This window comes from Vibrio sp. AIC-3, assembly GCF_013114515.1.
GTDB classification, from domain to species: domain Bacteria; phylum Pseudomonadota; class Gammaproteobacteria; order Enterobacterales; family Vibrionaceae; genus Vibrio; species Vibrio crassostreae_C.
Window position 1 is genome coordinate 35,005 of the sequence record NZ_VTXG01000003.1, and the last position, 21,239, is coordinate 56,243.

19 protein-coding genes are annotated in these 21,239 nt (G+C 44.0%); 9 read left to right on the top strand and 10 right to left on the bottom strand.

Annotated elements, in window-relative coordinates; all coding sequences use genetic code 11:
- Positions 1 to 286: 286 nt before the first annotated feature.
- Both wecA (F0229_RS03385) and F0229_RS03390 read left to right on the top strand, forming a co-directional pair.
- Positions 287 to 1,351: a UDP-N-acetylglucosamine--undecaprenyl-phosphate N-acetylglucosaminephosphotransferase gene (gene wecA / locus F0229_RS03385; protein WP_171732229.1), complete on the top strand. Its 1,065-nt coding sequence runs from the start codon at positions 287 to 289 to the stop codon at positions 1,349 to 1,351.
- 408 nt (positions 1,352 to 1,759) lie between these two features.
- Positions 1,760 to 1,957, top strand: a complete 198-nt coding sequence (locus F0229_RS03390) for a hypothetical protein (RefSeq protein WP_171732230.1) — start codon at positions 1,760 to 1,762, stop codon at positions 1,955 to 1,957.
- Between the two features lie 67 nt (positions 1,958 to 2,024).
- Here the strand turns inward: F0229_RS03390 and F0229_RS03395 are convergent, their stop codons facing one another.
- The gene (locus F0229_RS03395) at positions 2,025 to 2,183 is read right to left on the bottom strand and encodes a hypothetical protein (protein WP_170962346.1); all 159 of its coding nucleotides are present in this window, start codon (positions 2,181 to 2,183) and stop codon (positions 2,025 to 2,027) included.
- Between the two features lie 190 nt (positions 2,184 to 2,373).
- On the opposite strand from F0229_RS03395, the gene F0229_RS21840 reads away from it, so the two are divergent.
- The 5 genes from F0229_RS21840 (at position 2,374) to F0229_RS03420 (ending at position 9,532) form a co-directional block, all read left to right on the top strand.
- Positions 2,374 to 2,760: a type II toxin-antitoxin system RelE/ParE family toxin gene (locus tag F0229_RS21840; RefSeq protein ID WP_253820968.1), complete on the top strand. Its 387-nt coding sequence runs from the start codon at positions 2,374 to 2,376 to the stop codon at positions 2,758 to 2,760.
- Between the two features lie 2 nt (positions 2,761 to 2,762).
- Positions 2,763 to 3,047 (top strand): NadS family protein, encoded by a 285-nt coding sequence (gene nadS, locus F0229_RS03405; protein WP_017067989.1) that lies wholly within the window; start codon positions 2,763 to 2,765, stop codon positions 3,045 to 3,047.
- Between the two features lie 706 nt (positions 3,048 to 3,753).
- Positions 3,754 to 5,385 (top strand): site-specific integrase, encoded by a 1,632-nt coding sequence (locus tag F0229_RS03410; protein ID WP_104216290.1) that lies wholly within the window; start codon positions 3,754 to 3,756, stop codon positions 5,383 to 5,385.
- Positions 5,382 to 8,306: a hypothetical protein gene (locus tag F0229_RS03415; protein ID WP_171732231.1), complete on the top strand. Its 2,925-nt coding sequence runs from the start codon at positions 5,382 to 5,384 to the stop codon at positions 8,304 to 8,306. The genes F0229_RS03410 and F0229_RS03415 overlap by 4 nt, the downstream gene beginning before the upstream one ends.
- Positions 8,303 to 9,532: a hypothetical protein gene (locus F0229_RS03420; RefSeq protein ID WP_171732232.1), complete on the top strand. Its 1,230-nt coding sequence runs from the start codon at positions 8,303 to 8,305 to the stop codon at positions 9,530 to 9,532. Before F0229_RS03415 ends, F0229_RS03420 begins: the two co-directional genes overlap by 4 nt.
- 268 nt (positions 9,533 to 9,800) lie before the next feature.
- Here the strand turns inward: F0229_RS03420 and F0229_RS03425 are convergent, their stop codons facing one another.
- Entirely contained in the window at positions 9,801 to 10,307 is a 507-nt protein-coding gene (locus tag F0229_RS03425; RefSeq protein ID WP_017071689.1) for a GNAT family N-acetyltransferase, read from the bottom strand.
- On the bottom strand, positions 10,298 to 10,564 hold the full coding sequence (locus F0229_RS03430; RefSeq protein ID WP_017067984.1) for a DUF1778 domain-containing protein: 267 nt from the start codon (positions 10,562 to 10,564) through the stop codon (positions 10,298 to 10,300). The genes F0229_RS03425 and F0229_RS03430 overlap by 10 nt, the downstream gene beginning before the upstream one ends.
- Positions 10,565 to 11,147: 583 nt before the next feature.
- Between F0229_RS03430 and F0229_RS03435 the strand changes: the two genes are divergently transcribed.
- Both F0229_RS03435 and F0229_RS03440 read left to right on the top strand, forming a co-directional pair.
- On the top strand, positions 11,148 to 12,311 hold the full coding sequence (locus F0229_RS03435) for a site-specific integrase (protein ID WP_171732233.1): 1,164 nt from the start codon (positions 11,148 to 11,150) through the stop codon (positions 12,309 to 12,311).
- Complete coding sequence (locus F0229_RS03440) at positions 12,308 to 12,895, top strand: hypothetical protein (protein WP_136975782.1); 588 nt, start codon at positions 12,308 to 12,310, stop codon at positions 12,893 to 12,895. The genes F0229_RS03435 and F0229_RS03440 overlap by 4 nt, the downstream gene beginning before the upstream one ends.
- Positions 12,896 to 13,021: 126 nt before the next feature.
- Here the strand turns inward: F0229_RS03440 and wecA (F0229_RS03445) are convergent, their stop codons facing one another.
- The 7 genes from wecA (F0229_RS03445) to F0229_RS03475 form a co-directional block, all read right to left on the bottom strand.
- Positions 13,022 to 14,101 (bottom strand): UDP-N-acetylglucosamine--undecaprenyl-phosphate N-acetylglucosaminephosphotransferase, encoded by a 1,080-nt coding sequence (wecA, locus tag F0229_RS03445; protein ID WP_171732234.1) that lies wholly within the window; start codon positions 14,099 to 14,101, stop codon positions 13,022 to 13,024.
- Positions 14,102 to 14,318: 217 nt separating this feature from the next.
- Positions 14,319 to 15,521 (bottom strand): glycosyltransferase family 4 protein, encoded by a 1,203-nt coding sequence (locus tag F0229_RS03450; RefSeq protein WP_171732235.1) that lies wholly within the window; start codon positions 15,519 to 15,521, stop codon positions 14,319 to 14,321.
- Positions 15,521 to 16,651 (bottom strand): non-hydrolyzing UDP-N-acetylglucosamine 2-epimerase, encoded by a 1,131-nt coding sequence (gene wecB / locus F0229_RS03455; protein WP_171732236.1) that lies wholly within the window; start codon positions 16,649 to 16,651, stop codon positions 15,521 to 15,523. The genes F0229_RS03450 and wecB overlap by 1 nt, the downstream gene beginning before the upstream one ends.
- 19 nt (positions 16,652 to 16,670) lie before the next feature.
- On the bottom strand, positions 16,671 to 17,774 hold the full coding sequence (locus tag F0229_RS03460) for a capsular polysaccharide biosynthesis protein CapF (RefSeq protein WP_171732237.1): 1,104 nt from the start codon (positions 17,772 to 17,774) through the stop codon (positions 16,671 to 16,673).
- Positions 17,775 to 18,818 carry a polysaccharide biosynthesis protein gene (locus tag F0229_RS03465; RefSeq protein WP_171732238.1) on the bottom strand — a complete coding sequence of 348 codons (1,044 nt, stop codon included), beginning with the start codon at positions 18,816 to 18,818 and terminating at the stop codon, positions 17,775 to 17,777.
- Complete coding sequence (locus tag F0229_RS03470) at positions 18,811 to 19,947, bottom strand: glycosyltransferase (RefSeq protein ID WP_171732239.1); 1,137 nt, start codon at positions 19,945 to 19,947, stop codon at positions 18,811 to 18,813. The genes F0229_RS03465 and F0229_RS03470 overlap by 8 nt, the downstream gene beginning before the upstream one ends.
- Before the next feature lie 759 nt (positions 19,948 to 20,706).
- Positions 20,707 to 21,237 carry a haloacid dehalogenase-like hydrolase gene (locus F0229_RS03475; protein ID WP_102427686.1) on the bottom strand — a complete coding sequence of 177 codons (531 nt, stop codon included), beginning with the start codon at positions 21,235 to 21,237 and terminating at the stop codon, positions 20,707 to 20,709.
- Positions 21,238 to 21,239 lie beyond the last annotated feature (2 nt).

Below are 21,239 nucleotides of genomic sequence, written 5' to 3' on the forward strand. Positions count from 1 at the left end.
GTTTACAGTCAAAACTGTAGTGGAAGATCAAGAAAGGGCGCAGGTAGGATGATCGAATGTGAAAAAAAGCGTCATTTTGTGTTTAAGGCACCTACAAAGCTTAAGCAATAATACTAGCCAAAACATCGTAGCCACCATTCTTAATCAACGTTCAATTACATACTAAAACCAAATGTCACATTCAAAATGCACAGAACAAAACATACTCAACCAGGTGTACATATTGATAGTTTTAGCGTAAGATACACGCAAATAAACTCCTACAAAAAATTGGCTAGAGTTCATTATGTTATTAGAGCTATCATTTGTTGGCTTCTTCTCCTTTTCCTCACTCTTTTTGATGAGAAAAGTGGCAAAATCCATTGGCTTAGTGGATAAACCGAATGAGAGAAAGTTACACACTGGTGCGATCCCATTGGTAGGTGGTATAGCGATCAGCTTAACCATTGGCCAATTCATCGTTACCCATCCAGACGTCATCCCGCATAGCCCACTCTTTTTAGCTTCTGTTATTGCTCTTATTATTATCGGGGCGCTTGATGACAAATTCGACATTAGCTTCAAAATACGACTGGTGGTGCAAGCAATTCTCTCCATCGGCATGATGTATTTCGCCGACATTCGATTAGATAACATTGGTAACCTGTTTGGTACTGGCGACCTGCATTTAGGCTTCCTGAGCCCTGTAGTAACCATACTCGCTGTGATTGGTGCGATTAACGCGTTCAATATGGTCGATGGCATTGATGGATTGTTAGGTGGGCTTGCTATTGTAACTTTTGGCGGTATCGCCGTTTTACTTCAAGTCGACAGCCAACATGGCTTAGCGTATTTATGCGTGGTGTTCATTGTCGCAACCATTCCTTATATCTTAATGAACTTAGGCATTCTTGGGCGGGAGCGTAAGGTCTTTATGGGCGACGCTGGCAGCATGATGATTGGCTTTACTGTGATTTGGTTACTGCTGGGCACAAGCCAAGATCCATCAGAAGCTATGATGCGACCGATTACTGCACTGTGGTTAATTGCTGTTCCGCTGATGGACATGGCTGCCATCATGTTCAGACGCGTACGCCGCGGTGACTCCCCTTTCAAGCCCGACAGAGAGCACCTACACCACATCTTCCAACGCCTTGGTTTTACATCGCGACAAACCCTGGCCATCATTTGTGCCATCGCAAGTAGCTTCGCTGGCTTCGGTATCTACGGAGAGTTCCTAGAAATTGCTGAATCGACCATGTTCATCCTGTTTATGATTTGTTTTGCTTCATACACTGTAGCTATGAGCTATGTTTGGCGCATCACCAGCTGGATTAGAAGTTTGCGTAACCTTCCAGAAAAAGTCTACTAGTGATTAGAAGTGTATTAATAGTTTAGTTTCCAGAAAGCACGTTCAATGAACGAGCTTTCAAATCAAAACTTCTTAAGCAAAACGCAAAAAGGGCCCAACCTCATATTGAGATTGGGCCCTTTTTCTGTGTTTATTTTGGTTTAAGCGATTGTGATTTAACTCTGAAGCACGTCACGATGACGAAGAACACACTAAGCTCTGGCACTTGGAAGTATTCATCTCATAGGCCCAATGTTGAATAAACTAATAGCAACAAGCAAATCAAAACTAAAGACTCGTGTAGGGTAAAACTTGCGCCGTTAGGCCGCTATGCTAATCTCATTTTGTTAGGTGGTTACTCGGCCCTCAGGTAACCTTCAGTGAAAATCGAGCGTTGGTGATAGGCGCTTACATCAAGAGGACAACATCATGTTAGCCCCAATTCTCAGTGCGTTGTTAATGACGACTCCCTTTATCGCGGTCAGTGATAAGGTTCCTTCTTGGCTCAATGTCACCGGCTGGACGTTGATCGTATTGATGCTGTTGCTAGGCTGGGCAACATTAAAAGCCGATAACATCATCGCTTGGTGTGAAAAGCAACGGGATAACAACCGCCCGACTCGTTAACACGAAGGCTTACCTTTTACTCACATTAACGTATCGAAAGCCGCCGCCTTAAAACGGCGCATTTTCGCTAGGGCTTGTCTTTCACGTCTTGTATTTTCTTCTCTTCAGCGGCATCGGGGCGTCTTGAACACACCTCTTCAAATTGATTTAACGTCGTTTCATCGATCGCGCCTGATTGGTGTAAATCATTGACGGTCTCACTCACTGTCTTCAATACATCGCTCATCTCATCCTCACTTTGATGCTCACAACCTTTGCTTTTGTCCTCTGAGCTTAACAGAAACGATACCAAAACGAACTCATAAGATCAGTCGCAACTGGCAAAGTGAATCAGCGCTTTTCAACGTTAAATAAACCTTAACTTAAAGACTCAAGTTTGCGACAGAACCGGGGATTCGCAAGAATACGGCGTTGATATGTGTCTTAATCAAAACTTGCAAAAAAGTAATCCATTGGCTTACACTTCATTTATGCATACAATCGTTGAATTACCCGAATACAAGAAACGAGTTGAAAAGCTCCTTTCTGAGGAAGAGAACAAGCAAATCATTAATTATCTAGCAGAGCACCCGAAAGCCGGTGTGTTAATGCAAGGGACAGGTGGAATTCGTAAGCTCAGGTGGGCAAAAGAGGGCAGTGGTAAAAGTGGTGGTGTAAGAGTTATCTATTACTACCATAGTGAAGAAATACCATTGTTTATGCTTTCTCTCTTTGGCAAAAGCGAGAAAGCTAACTTATCTAAAGCTGAATGTAATGTTCTTAATAAACTAACCAAAATACTTGCAGACAGTTACGGGAGGTAATCATGACTAATGCATTTGAAAGTATCCAGCAAGGTCTCATGGAAGCCATTGAATTCGCAGATGGCGAAAACAAAGAGGCTACAGTTCACAAGTTTGACTCTGTTGACGTTAAAGCGGTGCGTAATAATGTAGCAATGACTCAGACTGAGTTTGCATCTACATTTGGTATCAGTCTAGGTACATTACGTCACTGGGAGCGTGGAGATAGAACACCAAGAGGTCCTGCTTTAGTGTTACTGAATGTACTTGCGAAAGATCCCCAAGCAGTAATCAGAGCTCTTGCTTGAACTACTACACCTCTAAAGGAGTATTAATCCCTATCGCTCTACCATTAGAATTGAATCGGCTTACATTGTCTCTTATAGGCGTTTAACGTTTTGGTCGTCCCTACCACCAAAAGATTTATGCTGGTGACCTTAACCCCTCAAGTGGAAGCGGGTACACCTAAAATGCAATGAGATTAAATGCAATGCATTGCAATGCAATGCAATGTGACATCACACATAAAACACAGATAACGGCTTGACGTCACCACTGAACATTGGCTAACTTTATAAAAACAGCCGTACACGGTTGTCTTTAGACTCAATATTGCCATGTTCTGGCACTAAGCGAGATAAGTATTGCGGTCTCGCTTCAAACTCGCCATTAAGGTACTGCCTTATAAATAACGGGAAATGGCCGTCCCCTTTACACTCAACTGCACCATGACCGCACCTCTTTGTGCGTCATGCAATGTCACTCGCGAGACTTTCATACTCTCGCTCACTAACTGGCGACACCGCTTGTATTGCTGTGTTGCAGTACTGCTGATTGTTACTCAGCGCTGAGATGGGATTGCCCATCAAGGACCTGATAACCTCACACGCAGACTTGATCATGTTCCATCCTGATCACACTTAACTCTCTATTTTCTTACTGAAACGTACAACATTCGGATTATCGAATCACGTACGTTCGGCTTACTTTTATCATGCCTAAAGGATTTTACTTATGGGTAGACAATCAAATGAAAAAAAGCGCAACCGAGCCAACAATGCTGGCGGCGTTCCCGTCGATGCGTATAACGTCGGCCTTGCCATCGCCAATGTATTGCATGAACTCAGACCCAAGACGTCGGGCGTGCTGACTGAACCCACGACACCCCTCAACCTTTATCACATTTACTTTCTGTATTTATGGATCGCAGGCCACCTGTCTGGCATCGAAAGAGAACAGGATATTCCCGATCTGGTGTTGGTCTCAGGGCGAGTCGATTGTGCGCTTCATCACCTTCGCCGAGTGCGTGAAGGTGGCGTTTCATGGGTCGAATATGCCATACCTTGCGCCTTGGCAAAGGAAACCGTGTATTTATGGCAACCCATGCCAGACGCGCTCAATGCCGTCTTTAGCTATTGGCTCACTCATCATGACACGGAGCTTCACCTCAATAAAATGCAAAAGAAACAGCTCTTTTGGCGATTAAAAAAGAGAAAGCTACGCACGCCGGAGGCGCTCAGAAGCCAACTTGTGCTGCGAAAAGACCTCTTGTATTCCTACATCGAGCGAATGGCACATTGCGATCCTTATCTCTCACTTCCAGCCCAAAAACTCATCACCGCCAAGAAAGTCCACCATCACAGTGCACTGAGTTACCAAATGTTGAACTGCGATCAAATTCGCTATGAGATTTTTTGTGCGCACAACCGCTATTTGCAGAGACTCATTCCCCAAATAAACCAGCGTCATATTAAACCCTTTTGTGATGTCAGGCTTCCCACCACTGGCGCACTTATTCCCGTCTTTACAACGCTTAACGAGCGTCCCCCTTACCTGAAAAAAGCAGGCGCGATCGTGGCTTTCACTCTCGAACTGACCGAGGGCGCTCGAACCTATATTCCAATACCGCCCATCTCCATTGGCTCTACGCGCGCGATCCCGATTCCCAAGCTGAGTCTCTTCTTTGGTCACCTTCGCCAACAACTGGCAACGGCGCCAGAAAAAAACGCCTCCCAAGACGCGCTTCGTGAGTATTACAACGCGCGCACCTACGAACTGGCGTTGTTATTTGTCCTTCTTACCGGCACTCGCCCTACTCACCACATCTCGATAGAACGGGAAGCCTGCTTTGATTTACAACGCGCCCTTATCAAAGACAAGGGACGCTATCGCCTTATTGATATTCCGAACTACTTACGACAAGCGATTGAGTCTTACCTTAAACTTCAAGCGCGCGTGCTCCAAACCTTAGCGCCCAATGGCGCCTCTGCCATGGGGCCCCTATGGTACTTGATTGATGAGAACAACGTCGCCGTCCCCCTCACAGCAAAAACCTTGAGGTTGTTTATGCATGCACAGTGGCAGCATTGCTTTCAACAAAGGCTGGAGGCCCCCGAAGAAAAAGTCGTCCCTTACCAGCTTCGTCACAGCTTTGCCCAACACGCCTTGATGGCCACTCACCCACGCTTAACCACCCAACAGATTGATGTCCTGATGGGCCACAGCGAACTGGGTGAACACCTTGGCAGCGCTTATGCTTTTCAAGCTTGCAACCAAACATTGATTGCGCATTTGAACCATTGGCCATCGCGGCTGCAGCTCTCTGCCATTACGCCCTGCCCTTCAAAAAAGGACCGTGCCTTATGAACCGTCAAAGCCACACCGCAAAACACATCCATCACTTCTACCAACAGCAGTCGCTAGCGTGCGCTGAAGTTGACGCCTTCGAGGCCTTCTTAACGCTGCTTTCCCAAGAGAGGGGCCAAGAAAGTAAGCATGAACGCCAATTGACCGAGTCACAAATGGCCTCGATAAACCGAGCCATTTCAGGCATCCCAACAGGCCGGCAAAGAGCCTTAAAACGGGCGCGTGATGAGACCCTTTACTACCTAAACCAGGTGTGCGGCTGGGACTTACCACCGGTAAAGGTGCAACAATTTAACGATCATGAACACTTGTGGTTGGTCTCGCTGTATCAACAAAGTGCAAGGGCCCATGCTATCTCTTTGCATTACCAACAAGAGAGCCTGCATCGTATCAAGCACAGAGGTAGCCCAAACTTGGCGTGGACCGTGTTGACCTTGATGAGAGAAGTGGCGCCTCTGCCGCTCAACGCTTGGTGTGAAAGACTCAATGATCCCACCCCGCTGGAGCGCATTGGCGATCAACTCACCCTAACCATCACGCACCCTGTTAACCTATCGTATTTTGATGATACCGAACCCGTCAGTTTTACGCGCTACGCCGTATCACCGCTTGCTGCCCGCGCCTTCTATGACTGGCAGTGCCGGCAAGAGCCGGGCAACCCAAAGGTGACACTTAACCGATTGCTCAACTCACTCGATGATTTTTATCCCTCTGCGCAGCGCAAAGCGCTTACCCCTCATCAATGGCAACAATCTGTCCAAACCTTATGGCTTCATCGCTTCGCCATCCCCCCTGAAATATTAAAAGATTTCTCTGATCCCATGCGCCATGTAAGTGCGTTACCACAAGAGGCGGCCTCATCGCGCGTAGCCAAAGCGCAAGATATTTATCAGCCGCCATCGTTTGCAAAGATAAAACCCAAAGATGCGAACCAAGAGACTCCGTTTCATCGCTGGCCTCACGCCATGCTCATCAAGTCGCTCAATACGCCCCAACAAGCTGCGCCCACTCAGCCCGAGTGGCAAGCCGACAACCTGTTGCCCCGCTTATTGTTTGATTATGTGCAAGAGCTGAAGCAATTTGGCGGCGTGAAAAAAAACACCCTCAGCCCCGCCACCTTGCTGCGCTACACCAGTTTTAAAAATGAACTGTCGACGACCCCACTCCCTCTCTCGATCGCCAATGACAGGGAAGCCCTGCAACAATGGGCCAAAGACCGATACCGCCTCATCCAAGACGAGACAATGGAAAAATGGACTCTGTATCAATTCTTCCGTTTTCTCACTCAGCAATCCATCACTGAGCACTTAGATCTCTCGACTTTCATCAAACCGACCCAAAGCCTAAAAATTGATGCCCTTTCTCTTAGCGCTGAAGAGGTGCACCACCTGGTCACTCAGTTATTAACGCACAGCCTGTCCCCGATGCAGGCGTTATTTGCGAGTGTCAGCGCGTTATTGAGTTATTACGGCGCCCTTCGACGAGGGGAGCTCTTACGCCTGCGCCTTCAAGATATTCGATGCACCCACGAAAAAGGTCAGTTATTTGCGATCTACATTACCAATACCGAGGAAGGCAAAACAAAAAGCGGAGACGCGCGCACGGTTCAGGTTGTGATGCCCGAAATCGGCGCCAAATTAATACGGTTGTTACTGGCGTTCAAAGCCAACCGTCCTCCTAGCGAGCCATTCATTGGCTTTGAAGGCGAGTCCATCCATTTACGAGCGCGCCACTACCTTTTGCCTATCACGAAAGTGCTCAAACAATTACACGGTAAAAAAGCGCGCTTTCATCACCTTCGCCACAGTGGCGCCAAGCTGCTCTATCAACAAGCACTTTGCCTTGCTAACGGTGCGGCGCCAAAGGCTTGGCATAAAACGCATCAACCCGTCACCGCGTCTCTCTTCTCAACATCCGTTGTAGAGCAACGATTTCAATACTGGTTGCAAGGGCGTTCATTTTCAGAGTTAAACAATATGCTGCTGTTTGATGAAATCGGTCGAATGCTGGGCCATCAACACTATGCGACAACTCGACTGCATTACCTGCATGGCATGGAATGGGTCGCGCCTGCCTTTCTCCCTCAACAGCGAGAATACACACATGCCGAGCTGAGATACCTCTGGGGAATGAAACCAGGTTCCAATGACATCACTCGTCTTCTGATGAGACTCAGCCCTCAATACGCCCAGCTTTCACCCTCTGAAAAGCAGCGCCACCTGCCGAGCTTTACTCATGCACAGCTGGCGGAGGCTCTGAGCCAACGTTTGGGCAGCAAGCGCAAACCAAGTGGTGCTCAAGAACGACTTCAAAAGGCGGAGTCAAACGACAACGAGTGGATTGGACTTTGGACAAAAGGCGTCTCAAGTGTAGCCCAAACCCGCCCTTATCGTTTTCAGTGGGAAACTCGAGAACAAATCAAACGCTTAAAAGAAACGCCTTTGGCTTTTTCCATGGTGAGTGACGCATGGCGCGCCTTTGGGCAATACCAAGGCATTGAATGGAATAAAGCCGCACGAACCGCCCTACGTCCCCTTGGCGAACTACACCTCGAAGAAAAACCGCCGCAAAGCGATGACGAGGGAATGAACAACGGCAAGCAATTGTACTTTCTTAGCCCATGCAACCAAAAGGTGGAAAAAGCGCTTCACACCCTCAAGCAATCACCGCTCAAATACCATTGTCATATCACGCTGCATCAAAACCGAAAACGTCTCGACAGTAATAAATGGGACTTTATACAGGCGGCTTTACTCACAGCCAAAGACACCGCGAATAAAATCATCATCCCCACCGGTCGCACTCAACTCAAGATAGCGTTGGGGTTAGAGGTCACCGATCCACTTCTTCTAGAGCAATTTCAAACATGGTGGAACACCATGATACTTAACGCCTCACAACCAAAAGGACACACATTATGAACACACTGAACTTTCAACCAGAAGTACACGCACGCATTACCGAGCTGGTTAGCGGCATCAAAAAAGGCAGCGAGCACCCCTTTGTCACCTTCATTGTCACTGATAAATCGCTTCACCTCATTGGCGGCGCGACGGAGAAGCTCATCATGACCACGTTGGACAGAGCGTCGGATTGCACATTGGACAACGCCGCTTTCTCGTTTAGCGCCACCGCTTTTGCCAACCTATGGCTGTGCCAAACCAATCATATCGACCAAAAAGAAACGATTTCATTGCAGCTCCGTCATGACAACCAACAAGACGGCGTCGTGCTGGAAGGGCGAACCGAACTGAACTCCTTTCGCTACGCCCTCGCGCAGCCCGCTTGTGAACATCATCTGGCCTTCTTTGATAGCGTCATGACGCACCCCAAGCAAATTATTGAGACCAAGCAAGCGCTGGCGATATGTCAACTGGCCAATACCTGCACCCCTTTCTCAGTGTTTGAGGTCAACAAAGACAGCAACCGCGTTCAAATAGAGCGAGACAACGACATCATTCCTTTCGCGCTCCCTAAGGGTATGAACATCGACATCGATATGGCCCTGACTCCAGAGGCCAAGCACTCACTGGAATCGATCGCGCAAACAACACAAAGCGAGACCTTGTCTGTCTATATCGATGATGAGCAAGCGATGTTTAGCGATGGAGAGCAGGTGTATTGCCACTCCCTGGCGCCATTGCGCGCCTACCGAGAAAGACAGCAGCAACATTTTGAGCTAGAAGCCAAAGTGGTGATTGATGTTCTTGAATTTAAAGCCGAAAGGGACAATTTTCAAAAAATCGAAGAGATTAAAAAAACCAACCAAGCCTTACTTTACCTCACCCCTGAAAGTATGTATTTCGCGAGCTTAGCACCCAAAGTGGGCGCCTTAATGGCACTCACGACCAAGAGTATCATTACTTCACAAGAACAACTGTATAGCGTCAACCTCAACGCCTTATCAAATGTACGTATCAAAGACATCACATCGGCTGATCAAGTCAAGATGACGGTGCTGCGCAGCGCGCAAGGTGAACTCAAATTGGGGTTTCACAATGACGAAGATGGGAAGCACCCTTATTACAGTGTGCCTTTGGAGCGTGCTTTGCCACTCTTGCCTGAGCTAAAACGGATCATCGATATCTCACAGCTCTCAAGTGAAAAGCCTGAACAAAACGATCTGTTTGGATTTGATGACGTGTAATGCCATTAATGATAGTCAGTAAGTGCTCAAACGTCGCGCAGGGAAAAGGCTTGATAACAAGATCGGGGGCGTCGATAAGTAATGATTCTACAATCAACATGCTAACGAAGTTATCAAGTGTTTTACCCGCTATTTGTGGGCATTATTTACTGCAATTGGGATTTGGATGAGCGTTTTACTGTTCAATAAACCAGCAAGCCTTTTCCGGGGCGCTAGAGAGCGCCTCAACGCTGTCCTCGATAGCGCTACTCGACTTTCACGTTTATACTCAGGGGGCCTGGAGTGATTGGGTTAAATCGCTGATTCTTGCCATCAGCACCAACCTATCTATACTCGATTCTTTAAAGCCAAATTTTGTATAGAAGGACTGAGCTTCATCGTCTAAAGCATGAACTAATATACTTGCCCCGCCGACCACTTCCATTGCTGCCATAGAGCGCAAAATACAATCTTTGAGCAAACCAACAGCGATATGTTTACCTTGATATTTCAAATCAACGGCAAGTCTCGCCAATACAACCATTGGTATTGGATCGGGGCTATTGCGTTTTAAAGCACTAAAAGCGATATCTCTTGATACCGACCCCATTGCGATAGCGTAGTAACCCACTACCACGTTTCTTTCTGAATCAATGACGACATAAGTTTTCGCACTACCACGGTTTTGACTTTTTAGCGCTTGTTTCTTAAGCCACAGATCGAGAGATTCAACACCACAACAAAAGGAATTGATGAGATCACTGCCTGTAAGTAAGCGAGGTTTAATCAATCCCAAGGCGACTTCCTTTGGAATAAATCTTGAACACCCTCAAGAATTTTAGGTGGTTCATCAAACGCTTTTTCAAAAGCATCAAATGCCGCTTGTTCTAATCTAAAATCTTTCTGATCTGCCAGTACTTTTTGAGCTTCATTCAAAGCGGCTTGTTGAATGAATACGGTTCTATCCACTTTCTGTAGGCTTGCCGCTGCATCAATAACATCACGGACGGAAGGAAATACTCGCATATTGATCGGGGCTGATTTGGTAGCCATAATAATTACCTGTGTATATCTATCACGTATACAAGCATATCACCACAAACCGTATAGTCAATAGATACACAACCTATCAACTATGCATACTTTTACCGTTCTTGAACATCAAGCTTTTTAGCCGAGCCCACCGCACAGCGAAATTTGCCACCAAACCGTACTCAGGACCAAAAAAACGTCAAGAAAAAATAGACGAAGACGGAGAACCGGCTGACATGTTTGGGTTTGATGACACATCAGCGGCGCACCAATGAGCCGTCATTTTTGATGAAAAAACCACCAAAGCACTGGACATCGATCCAGTAAACTACTAGAGTCAATATTGAACGTTTTATAGGCTATCGGAAGAAATGGGCGTGAAGACACGCTTTAGGATTTGGAAGATACCGTGAAATACGTTGGCAGATGATGACCTTGCGTCACACCGCCACACACAATATGCAGTTGGGATAGGAAGGCGGCAACCTCCCTACCCCGTACCGGCTGCGACACGTTTAAGCAGACCCAGCCGATGGCTCGATTCTAGCGAATTCCATTGGTGAGGGACAGATCTATTTAAGATCTGATATCAATGGAGGCCGCTATGGCTCATCTTCGCATCCGTCCTAATGGGCGCATTCAGTTCGATCTTCATTTGTACGGCCAACGCTTTCGCGAAGGTACCCAGCAAATGGCCACCCCAAAAAATGTCAGGCTTGCTCAAGCCACACTCAAACAAATGAACGCCGAGATTGACCTTGGCTCCTTTCAATACCGTGATTACTTTCCACACAGTAAAAAAGTGGCCTTGTTTGAACGCTTACAGCGCGAGAAGTACCCCGACCACCTGTATCCTTTTTTCAATGACTTTGCGAATCAGTGGTATGAGCGTCAGAAAAGCAACTGGAAAGCCAGTTATAAAGGCGTGGTGAAGAACACCCTTGAACACTACCTCATTCCGCACTTTGGCAATACCTTAGTCTCTGAAGTGTCGCTCTCTCAAGTGGAATTTTTTCGTCAGACCCTGCAAGAAGCTCGTAAGGCCAATGGCGAGCGACAACTCACCAACAAGCGCATCAATAATATTTTATGGCCGCTGATTGCCATTCTGAGCCTCGCCGCCGAAGAGCATCATTTTGATTACCCATTTCGACGCTACAAATCCCTGAAAGAGGAAAAAGCGGATTCGAAACCACTGACCATGGATGAAGTCCGTACTTTCTTAGAATGCTGTGATGAGCAATGGCATGATTATTTTTTACTGCGATTTTGGACGGGTATGCGAAGTTGTGAAGTGCATGGCCTGTATTGGGAGCACATTGATTTTGACCATCGCTTGATTCGCGTGAGACAAAATTATGTGAATGGAGAGATTTGTGATGTGAAGACGCCGAAGTCACGTCGTGATTTGCAGATGTGCGACACCTTGTTCGCGGCGTTAAAACGTCAGTGGGAAAAGAGAGATGAGTGCAGCTCATTTGTGTTTGCCTCAAAAAGTGGGCGTGGTCTTGATACCCATTACGTTAGCCGAAAGATATGGCACCCCACATTGAAAAAGGCCGGTCTTAAACCTCGCCGCGCCTACGAGACACGCCATACGGCTGCGGTACTGCACATTGCCGCGCATGAAAATCCGATCTATATCTCACACAAACTCGGGCACAGCGACACCAAATTGCTGTTTGAGGTCTACGCCCCGTACGTGGCGAACGCTTCTGGTCAAGATGGACTGGCGTTCAATGACATGATGTTAGGAGGCGCAGCATGATGATACTGACCTTTAACCGCGCTCAATACTTCCATCAAAACCTAACCGATAATGATCAACTGTGCGCCTTTGCATTAGGCTCTGAACTGCCTTCGGTTTATACACTCATCGGCAACAAACAAGAAATGGCGTTAAGTTCATTGAGCGAACAACACCGTTTAGAAGCGATAGCCAAGCAATGTTATGAGCGTTTTATGGAAGATCCAGCGTTGCAATCGGTACTCGATAAGTACGCCGACAGTATGATGACCTCAGGCATGGTTATGTTTCACGATGTTCGATTACACGCTCAGTCCCCTGGGCTGACTTTAGCGAAGTACTATTACGCACTTAAACAAACAGATGGGCATTTGGATAGGTCAATAGTGTGGGAAAAACACCTTCAATGGTGCCAAACGTTATCTTTTGCTTTATATGAACATTGCCAAGATCCACGCAGTGATATTTGTTATGGCGAGAAGACCGTCATTATCGATAAGCCGCATAACAGGCAGTGTTACAGCTATACGACCATTAAGAAACCGGTGTCGTTTCAGCTCAACCGATATCAGTACAGGCAGCAGCCTTGGCAGTGGCAAGACTAACGATACCGATAGGATAGCGATAACAAGGGCTAGTGCTTTCTAGCCCTGATTCACCCGAGATCAAATAGCAGGCGAATCATCGTCGTTTCACCGAGTTATTTAAGTGATTAGGTGCTGGCTATTAAGTTATTTTGCAGCGGGCTTCTTCCACTTTCTTACTATCTTGGCCATTTTAAATGAGTGCGTCATCGCGTAAGTGTGGCATAAGAAACACGCCACAATGGTGTAGAACATGATGTATTCTGGCACTTGGAAGTATTCGCCCAATAACCCCAACGTTGAGTACAGCAACTGCACCAAACAGATCACCACTAACGACTCACGAGGGGTAAAGCCGATACGCTGCATAATGTGGTGAAAATGCTCGCGGTCAGGTTGGAACGGAGAGTGCCCTTTTCGAATACGACGGATCATAATGGCCATCATATCAATCAAAGGCACCGCAATTAACCACAATGCCGTCACCGGACGAATCGTATAGTGGCCGTGTTCAGGCTGTGTTCCTCGGATTAAAATCCAGATCACGAGAAAGCCGATCATCATGCTACCGGCATCGCCCATAAACACTTTACGTAGTTTGCCAAAATACCCCAAATTAAACAGCACGAAGGGAAGTAAGATAACCACCATCACTGCCATAAAGAAGGTATAAAACTCAAGGCCATGGGCATAGAACAGCACACCTAACGAGGCAAACACCACTATGCTTAAACCACCCAATAGCCCGTCAATACCATCAACCATGTTAAAAGCGTTAATTGCACCGATCACAGCTAATATGGTAACAACATAATCGATGGCAACCGGAAAGTCCCAAACACCAAACCCAAACGCATTACCAACATGAGAAAGCGTTAGCCCGGTATAATGCATTACGATGAGCGTTAAGATTGCTTGCACGCCCATACGAAGTTTAAAACTGATATCGAAGCGGTCATCTGCCACACCGATCAGCACCAGTATCGTTAAGCACGTGGCGATTACCTCTATGTTATTGATTTCTGACGCACTCACGTAGAAGAAGTACAACAAGGTAATACAAAGGGAAATACCGCCCACCAAAGGGACCACACCCTCATGATGTTTTCTAGCGTTGGGTTTATCAACTAAGCCAATGGCGTAGCCCACTTTGCGCATGCAGTACAACACCGCCAAAGAAAGGAAGAAGAACAGAGAAAGTTCGACAAAGTATTCAAACAGTGACATTGGTTTAAGCCTTGGGGTTTGTTATTAAATAGTATTTTTATTGCGCTTTTTACAAATAAACCAAGATCTCCACCTATTGGGAAGGATCAAGCTTGAAGTAAAACTGTCTCAATTCCGTCTCAGCACTGAGACACTCATCAGACTAAGTTATGGTTTTTATAATGAAAAAGAGGATCACAAAGGATCCTCTCTAATAGGTGAGACTATTGGGAAAGACTCAACGACTCAACGACTCAACGATTGAACGCGCTATATTCCCTACTGCAAATTCTTTCTTCAGTAACTGATAGCCTGAATCTCCGATACTCTTTCTTAACTCTGCATCACTTTGTAGTTTGCTCGCATTTTCAAAGAAAACATCATCGTCGCCATTAACACTAATCAACCCGGAATGATTTGCATTCACTAAATCCATTAAGTCGTTCCCTTTATTCACACTACCTAAGATGGGCAATGACTGAACCATATACCCTAGTAGCTTGCCAGGGAAATTATGAGCACTGTGCTGGGCAGATAAAGAAAAGAGTCCAACATCGACTTGAGCTAGAATATCTTTGAATTCATCTTGAGAAACAGAAGGTAGGTAAGAGCAATTTGCTAAATCCCACTCTTTCATTAAGTCATTAACTAACTTAACTTCATCACCCTGTCCTAGAAAAAGAAAGTGCGCTTTATCGAAGCATTGCATACTTTTAGCTAGGCGCATCAAGTTCGACATATCTTGAGCGTGGCCGATGTTGCCACCATAAAAATAAATGACCTCATCGCTCAATCCTAGTCGCTCTCTCAAACTACTTGCTTTATCCGAGAGATCGTGAGGTGACAAATTCGCCCAGTTTCGTAGAATTGTAGTGGGATATTGCTTTGCAGTATTAAAGTTAAATATCTCTAGATTTTTTTCCGACATAACACCAATTGTGTCTGCTTGATGGTATGAGGTTGATTCAAAAAATCTAAAGTAGCGTTCAACTAGAGAGCCTTCTTTCATCAACCCTGAGTCAATCGCCCATTGAGGAAAGAAATCACGCAATACGAGATAGCTATTGCACTGACAACGTTTCTTTATTTTTGAGACTAATGATCCAAAGAAGATTGATGGGGAATAGTAAACAACCCCATCAAATGTATTCCTATCTACCTTAGTTTGAATTGCGCTCCAAGCTCTATGGGAAAGTAACGTTTCATTGATCGCTCGTTTAACCTTCGGTACATCCTTAATTTGCCCAGAAAGAAAGCGCCAAACTGTAACACCATCAAACCTGTCTTCAATAAGCATTGGCTTATCTTTATCAAAATGAGGTGTAATAGCCGTGACTTCATGCCCTTGCTCTATTAACTCTAAAGCAAGTTCATGCATCATTTTTGCCCCAACTCGCGTACTGTGGGGCAAATAATCGTCAATGATTAACGCTAGTCTCATTAGTACTCTTTCCAGACAACACGCTTAACATAATCAGTATAAGAATGAACGATACGAACTACTTTATCCGACACATTTGGCATCGAATAGTCATACACTTCTCTCAGCAAACGCTCATCGCCACTCGGTTGCGACTCCAGTATCGCCAAACCTTGTAAAACACGCTCAACTTCAAGCCCCACCATCATTACAAACGCCTCTTCCATTCCTTCTGGACGTTCGTGCGCTTCACGCAAGTTCAACGCAGGGAAGTTCATGATAGAGGACTCCTCATTGATGGTGCCACTGTCAGACAGCACTGCTTTTGCATTTTTCTGCAAATGATTGTAGTCATGGAAGCCAAGTGGTTTCAACAATTGAATATTCGGATGAAATTCCAACCCTTGTGCTTCAATACGATTACGCGTACGTGGGTGTGTTGATACAATAACTGGCAAGTCGTAGTGTTCTGCCACAGTGTTAAGGATCTCGGCCAATTTTAGCAGTTGCTTAGGTGAATCTACATTCTCTTCACGGTGAGTACTCACCACAAAGAATTGGCCTTTTTCTAGACCTAAACGAGAAAGCACATCCGAGCCGTCAATTTGAGGCATATAGTGATTCAGCACCTCGAACATTGGACTGCCTGTCTTAATCACACGGTCTGCTGGCAAGCCTTCGGCAATCAAGTAGTCACGCGCAATAGTACTGTAGGTCAGGTTTATATCAGCAGTATGGTCAACAATCTTACGGTTGGTCTCTTCCGGTACACGCTGGTCAAAACAACGGTTACCCGCTTCCATATGAAAAATAGGTACTTTACGACGCTTGGCTGGAATTGCAGAAATACAAGAATTCGTATCACCAAGTACAAGCATCGCATTAGGTTGTACTTCTTCTAACACTTCGTCTACTTTCATAATCACCTGACCAATGGTCTGCGCTGCATTCTTACCCGCCGCATTAAGGAAGTAGTCAGGTTTACGAACTCCTAAATCATTGAAGAATACTTCATTGAGCTCAAAGTCATAATTTTGGCCTGTATGCACCAAAATATGCTCACAATGCTCATCGAGTTTAGCCAATACTCGCGATAGTCGAATAATCTCGGGACGGGTACCTACCACCGACATAATTTTTAATTTTTTCATTATTGTTCTCTTAGTTTTACTACAGCGGTTTTGCAATTGTGTCGGGCGCGTCTCTGTCGAATATCTCATTCGCCCATAGCATAACAATCAGCTCTTCTTCACCGATGTTAGTAACATCATGACTCCAGCCTGGTACAGTTTCTACTACGGTTGCCTCATCAGAATTCACCGTAAGCTCATAGCACTCACCTGTAATGACATGTTCAAATTTAAACAATGCTTCACCTTTGATGACCAAGAATTTCTCATTCTTAGAGTGGTGATAATGACCACCACGTGTTATGCCTTTGTGAGCAGTAAAGAATGAGAATTGACCCGACTCTTTCGTCTTAAGCATCTCACAGAATACACCACGCTCGTCGCCGTATTTCGGGAGGGTATAGTGGAATTTAGACGGCTCAAAATAACTCAGGTAGGTAGAGTATAGTGCGCGAGTTAACCCAGTACCGACGTGCTCAGTGATTAGATTGTCGCGACTCTCTTTGAATGCGTTAAGAAGAGCAGCAATTTCACCCACCGTCGTATTGTATTCCACCGGCACTTGTTTAAAGCCACTCTCCACACCGCCCTCAAGCAGTGTCATCAACGCCTGACACACGTCATCAATGTACACCAATGTCACAGGCGCACTTGGGTCGTGAATGTTGATGTCAATATCGTTTACGATGTTGTGACAAAAAGTCGCTACAAATGAGTTGTAGTTGGGTCTGCACCATTTACCAAACACGTTGGGAAAGCGATAAATGAATGTATCTGCGCCCGTATCGTCGCCGTAGTCTGAAACTAAAGCCTCAGCTTGCGCTTTACTAGTGCCATAGGCGTTATCTAGGCTAGCTTGAATAGAAGAGCTCAGCATAATCGGCGTGTTGCGACCGTTGGCTTTGAGTTCATTCACCACAAATTCAGTGAGATCCGCATTCCCTGTGGTGAATTCGGAGTCGTCTTTTGGACGGTTAATGCCCGCAAGGTGAAAGACGAAATCAGCATTCGATAGCGCAACTTTAATCGCTTCTTCAGACGTATCACGGTCTAGCTGTACAACAGAGTCATACCCTTTCTCCGATAACATCACACATAGGTTTTTACCAATAAAACCTTGAGCACCAGTGACTATAATGTTCATTTATACGCCCTCTGGAACTACAGTACTGCCAGCTTCAATATCTCGAATGAAACTCAGTTTACGCAGTAGGTCAACCATACCGCCTGTATCTAAACGGTCGGTATTGTGAGAATTATAATCTTCAACCGCAGACAGGTCTTTCTCGCCCTCTTCATTGAACTTCGAGTAATTCAAGTCTCGGTTATCAGAAGGAATGCGATAGTAGTTACCTTGATCTTGGGCTACGAACATTTCTTCGCGACTACATAATGCTTCAAACAACTTTTCACCATGACGAGTGCCAATCACATTAACAGTATGCTCTGGTTTCTCTGCTATCTTTAATAACGCATCGACTAAAGTTTCAATAGTCGCAGCAGGTGCTTTTTGTACGAAAATGTCACCATTTGAACCATACTCAAAGGCATGAAGCACTAGGTCTACTGCGTCATCAAGCGTCATCATAAAACGAGTCATGCTTGGGTCAGTAATAGTGATTGGCTCATTACTGAATACTTGACGAAGGAAAAGGGGAATCACAGAGCCACGCGAAGCCATCACATTGCCGTAGCGCGTTGCGCAGATAGTCGTATTAGTATGCTCGAGATTACGGCTCTTCGCGACGATCACTTTTTCCATCATTGCCTTAGAAATGCCCATCGCATTAATTGGATAAACGGCTTTATCTGTGCTCAAACAAACCACACGCTCGACATCATTTTGAATGGCGGCTTCTAGGACATTCTCCGTGCCTAGTACGTTAGTTTTGACCGCTTCCAACGGGTAAAACTCACAAGAAGGTACTTGCTTAAGTGCTGCTGCGTGGTAAATATAATCCACCCCCCGCATCGCGTTATTCACACTTTGGTAGTCACGCACATCACCAATATAGAATCTAAGCTTGGAATTATTATATTTTTTTCTCATATCATCTTGCTTTTTTTCATCACGAGAAAAAATTCTTATTTCTTTAATGTCGGTATTTAAAAAACGTTCTAGAACAGCATTGCCAAATGATCCTGTACCACCAGTTATCAGCAAAGACTTATTATGAAAATCAATCATATTTATAATTACCTGTATTTTCCAATTCAATTACTATACGCTTCATCTGTTGATCCCAAGTTAATTTTTCACAGGCATAGGCTCTTATTGAGTTTCGGTTAAATTCTTTATTATCATACCAGTAGATAATCGACTCAATATCTAAAGGCGTGGAATTATTTGGTACATACTTAACAAAGTCCGTATCTAATGGAAACGCCAAGTCATCATACCCCAAAATAAATGGAATCCCTCGAGCTGTAAATTCTCGAGCCTTCAATGTACTACCTTTGAGCAACCCTAGTTTATACATCCCTAAACTTCCGATACCTAAGTCAGCTCTTGAATAAATATCATCAAGCTCCTTTCCTCCTTTAAAACCATGGAAAGTTACGATGCCTTCAACATCTAGGTCATGAGCCAAAACTTTTAATTCTTGATAAACAGCGCCTTCCCCTACAATATCCACTCTTATACGCTTTCTATGCTCTGATTTTAACGTGGCAACACCCTCAATTAATCTTTCATATCCATGCCATTTCGATAAATTACCAACTGCTATAAGGTTAATAATATTTATTCCGTTCTCATTTCTAACTGAAGGGATTACTTTTTTTACACTATTAACGCAGATACCGTTCTCTAGCCTAAGCGCGCGAATACCCCATATAGTGGAAAGCTCATCCCCGTAAAAAGTAATGAAATCCAATTTCCCTTTTAATAAACTAGCACACGCTCTTTCATACATATAAAGTAGCTTACGGACAAAACCAGAGAGTTCTTTTTTATACGGGTAAGTAGGTATTTCCAATACTACTCGAGATTTTTTCAGTTTAGAAATAAAATTTACAAAAGGATAACTTATGAATGGTTTCCTAATATAATAAACATCGAATTCCAACGACGAAGCTTTCTCCGATATAGCTTTCGGAAAGAAAAATCTATCATAAAAAGGTTGTAAAATCCCGTGTTTCTTCTTATAAAGAATCTCATTATCAAAGATATAATACTTCCCATCAAAATAACCTAAGACAACTTCAAAACCTAGACGTTCGAATGAGGAAACCTGGTAACCAATTTTATTAAAAACGCCGGGATCAGTTTTTTTATCAACCGTAGTTAAATATAATACTTTTCTTTTACTTTTCATGAAAATGACTCAAAACAACAGATGATAAATAAAAAATCCCGAATAAAAAGGAAATCAATAATATGACAAAAAATTCATTTCTAAAAATAGAAACAAAGAAAAACAAAACACTCAAAAAAGAGTAGTATTTAAATCTAAACACATTAATATCAATATTTTCAAACCAATCAATATTAATCCTTGGATGAACTGTAAATAACAAAGCTCTAATTAAAGGAACTAGAGTGATAAAAGACAATAAAACAAAAACATTTCCATTAACACCAATAGCCGCCATGGGAATTGATAGATACTTAAAAATCATCAAAAAGAAAATAGTAAATATATTTCTCTCATCTCTATAGTAATTATGCAAACAATAAATAAGGTTTAAAAGTATAAGTGATAGTATAAACTTCACACATGATATATGTTCACCAATGAAAAAGAACAACCAAAAAATTATCACCAATCTCAATGCAATGTGTAACGGATACCGTTGACACAAAGAGTCAAACTCATTTCTAGGCATTCTGTACGTTGGATTATCTTCATATAACGTTGTATGGCAGTCATTGAACAAATACCCTATCTCATATACTAAAAATAATATCAAAAAAGAAGCTAAGAACTCCAAGTTACTTAGCTCATAGTTGCTTGCATATAAAGAAAGCAAAAAGACAGGAAGAAGAAAGGTTACAAAAAATGAAAGTACTGTTTTTAGATGTTTTATTCTAGTATAAAAACTATATATGAATGGGAAGGATATAAAACTCACGCTCATGACTCCAAGAATGTAACATTATTTAAATCTGAAAAAATTTTCTTTCGTTTCCGATCTGTATACACTACAGAATAGTCAGCAAGAGCTAATATATCTAAATCAGTAGAATTGTCTGTACATACAAAGAGTTCTTCATAATCAAACTCTTTCAAAAACATGGATTTATTTCCTATATCTGCTCTCCTATAGTCTATACCAAATTTACCTGCTGCTATTTTAACAAGAACTACGGGTGCATTTGAGATGATAAGAGGATAATAGCCTTCATCTACTCGCTTTTTTAGTAACTCAACAGCACTTTTTCGAACTTCATGTTGAACCTTCTCGATAAAGCTAGTACTAATTCTTTCAAAAGCAACATCAATATGACGTTGAAAATACTTTGGTAAAAAAAATGCAAATAGCCTGTAGCCTAAGCTTCGATAGCGATCTTTATAGAATAAATTAAGGACTTCCATATGTGAATTATTTTCATAAAGTGTCCCATCAAGATCAAAAACAGCCAATTTATTTACTTTTATTTTCATAC

Coding starts and splice junctions, on each gene's coding strand:
- F0229_RS03395 (WP_170962346.1), bottom strand. CDS start 2,183: ATGAGCGATGTATTGAAGACAGTGAGTGAGACCGTCAATGATTTACAC.
- F0229_RS21840 (WP_253820968.1), top strand. CDS start 2,374: ATGTGTCTTAATCAAAACTTGCAAAAAAGTAATCCATTGGCTTACACT.
- F0229_RS03470 (WP_171732239.1), bottom strand. CDS start 19,947: ATGAAAAGTAAAAGAAAAGTATTATATTTAACTACGGTTGATAAAAAA.
- F0229_RS03415 (WP_171732231.1), top strand. CDS start 5,382: ATGAACCGTCAAAGCCACACCGCAAAACACATCCATCACTTCTACCAA.
- F0229_RS03450 (WP_171732235.1), bottom strand. CDS start 15,521: ATGAGACTAGCGTTAATCATTGACGATTATTTGCCCCACAGTACGCGA.
- F0229_RS03460 (WP_171732237.1), bottom strand. CDS start 17,774: ATGAACATTATAGTCACTGGTGCTCAAGGTTTTATTGGTAAAAACCTA.
- wecA (WP_171732229.1), top strand. CDS start 287: ATGTTATTAGAGCTATCATTTGTTGGCTTCTTCTCCTTTTCCTCACTC.
- wecB (WP_171732236.1), bottom strand. CDS start 16,651: ATGAAAAAATTAAAAATTATGTCGGTGGTAGGTACCCGTCCCGAGATT.
- F0229_RS03410 (WP_104216290.1), top strand. CDS start 3,754: ATGGGTAGACAATCAAATGAAAAAAAGCGCAACCGAGCCAACAATGCT.
- F0229_RS03465 (WP_171732238.1), bottom strand. CDS start 18,818: ATGATTGATTTTCATAATAAGTCTTTGCTGATAACTGGTGGTACAGGA.
- nadS (WP_017067989.1), top strand. CDS start 2,763: ATGACTAATGCATTTGAAAGTATCCAGCAAGGTCTCATGGAAGCCATT.
- F0229_RS03435 (WP_171732233.1), top strand. CDS start 11,148: ATGGCTCATCTTCGCATCCGTCCTAATGGGCGCATTCAGTTCGATCTT.
- wecA (WP_171732234.1), bottom strand. CDS start 14,101: ATGTCACTGTTTGAATACTTTGTCGAACTTTCTCTGTTCTTCTTCCTT.
- F0229_RS03475 (WP_102427686.1), bottom strand. CDS start 21,237: ATGAAAATAAAAGTAAATAAATTGGCTGTTTTTGATCTTGATGGGACA.
- F0229_RS03430 (WP_017067984.1), bottom strand. CDS start 10,564: ATGGCTACCAAATCAGCCCCGATCAATATGCGAGTATTTCCTTCCGTC.
- F0229_RS03440 (WP_136975782.1), top strand. CDS start 12,308: ATGATGATACTGACCTTTAACCGCGCTCAATACTTCCATCAAAACCTA.
- F0229_RS03390 (WP_171732230.1), top strand. CDS start 1,760: ATGTTAGCCCCAATTCTCAGTGCGTTGTTAATGACGACTCCCTTTATC.
- F0229_RS03420 (WP_171732232.1), top strand. CDS start 8,303: ATGAACACACTGAACTTTCAACCAGAAGTACACGCACGCATTACCGAG.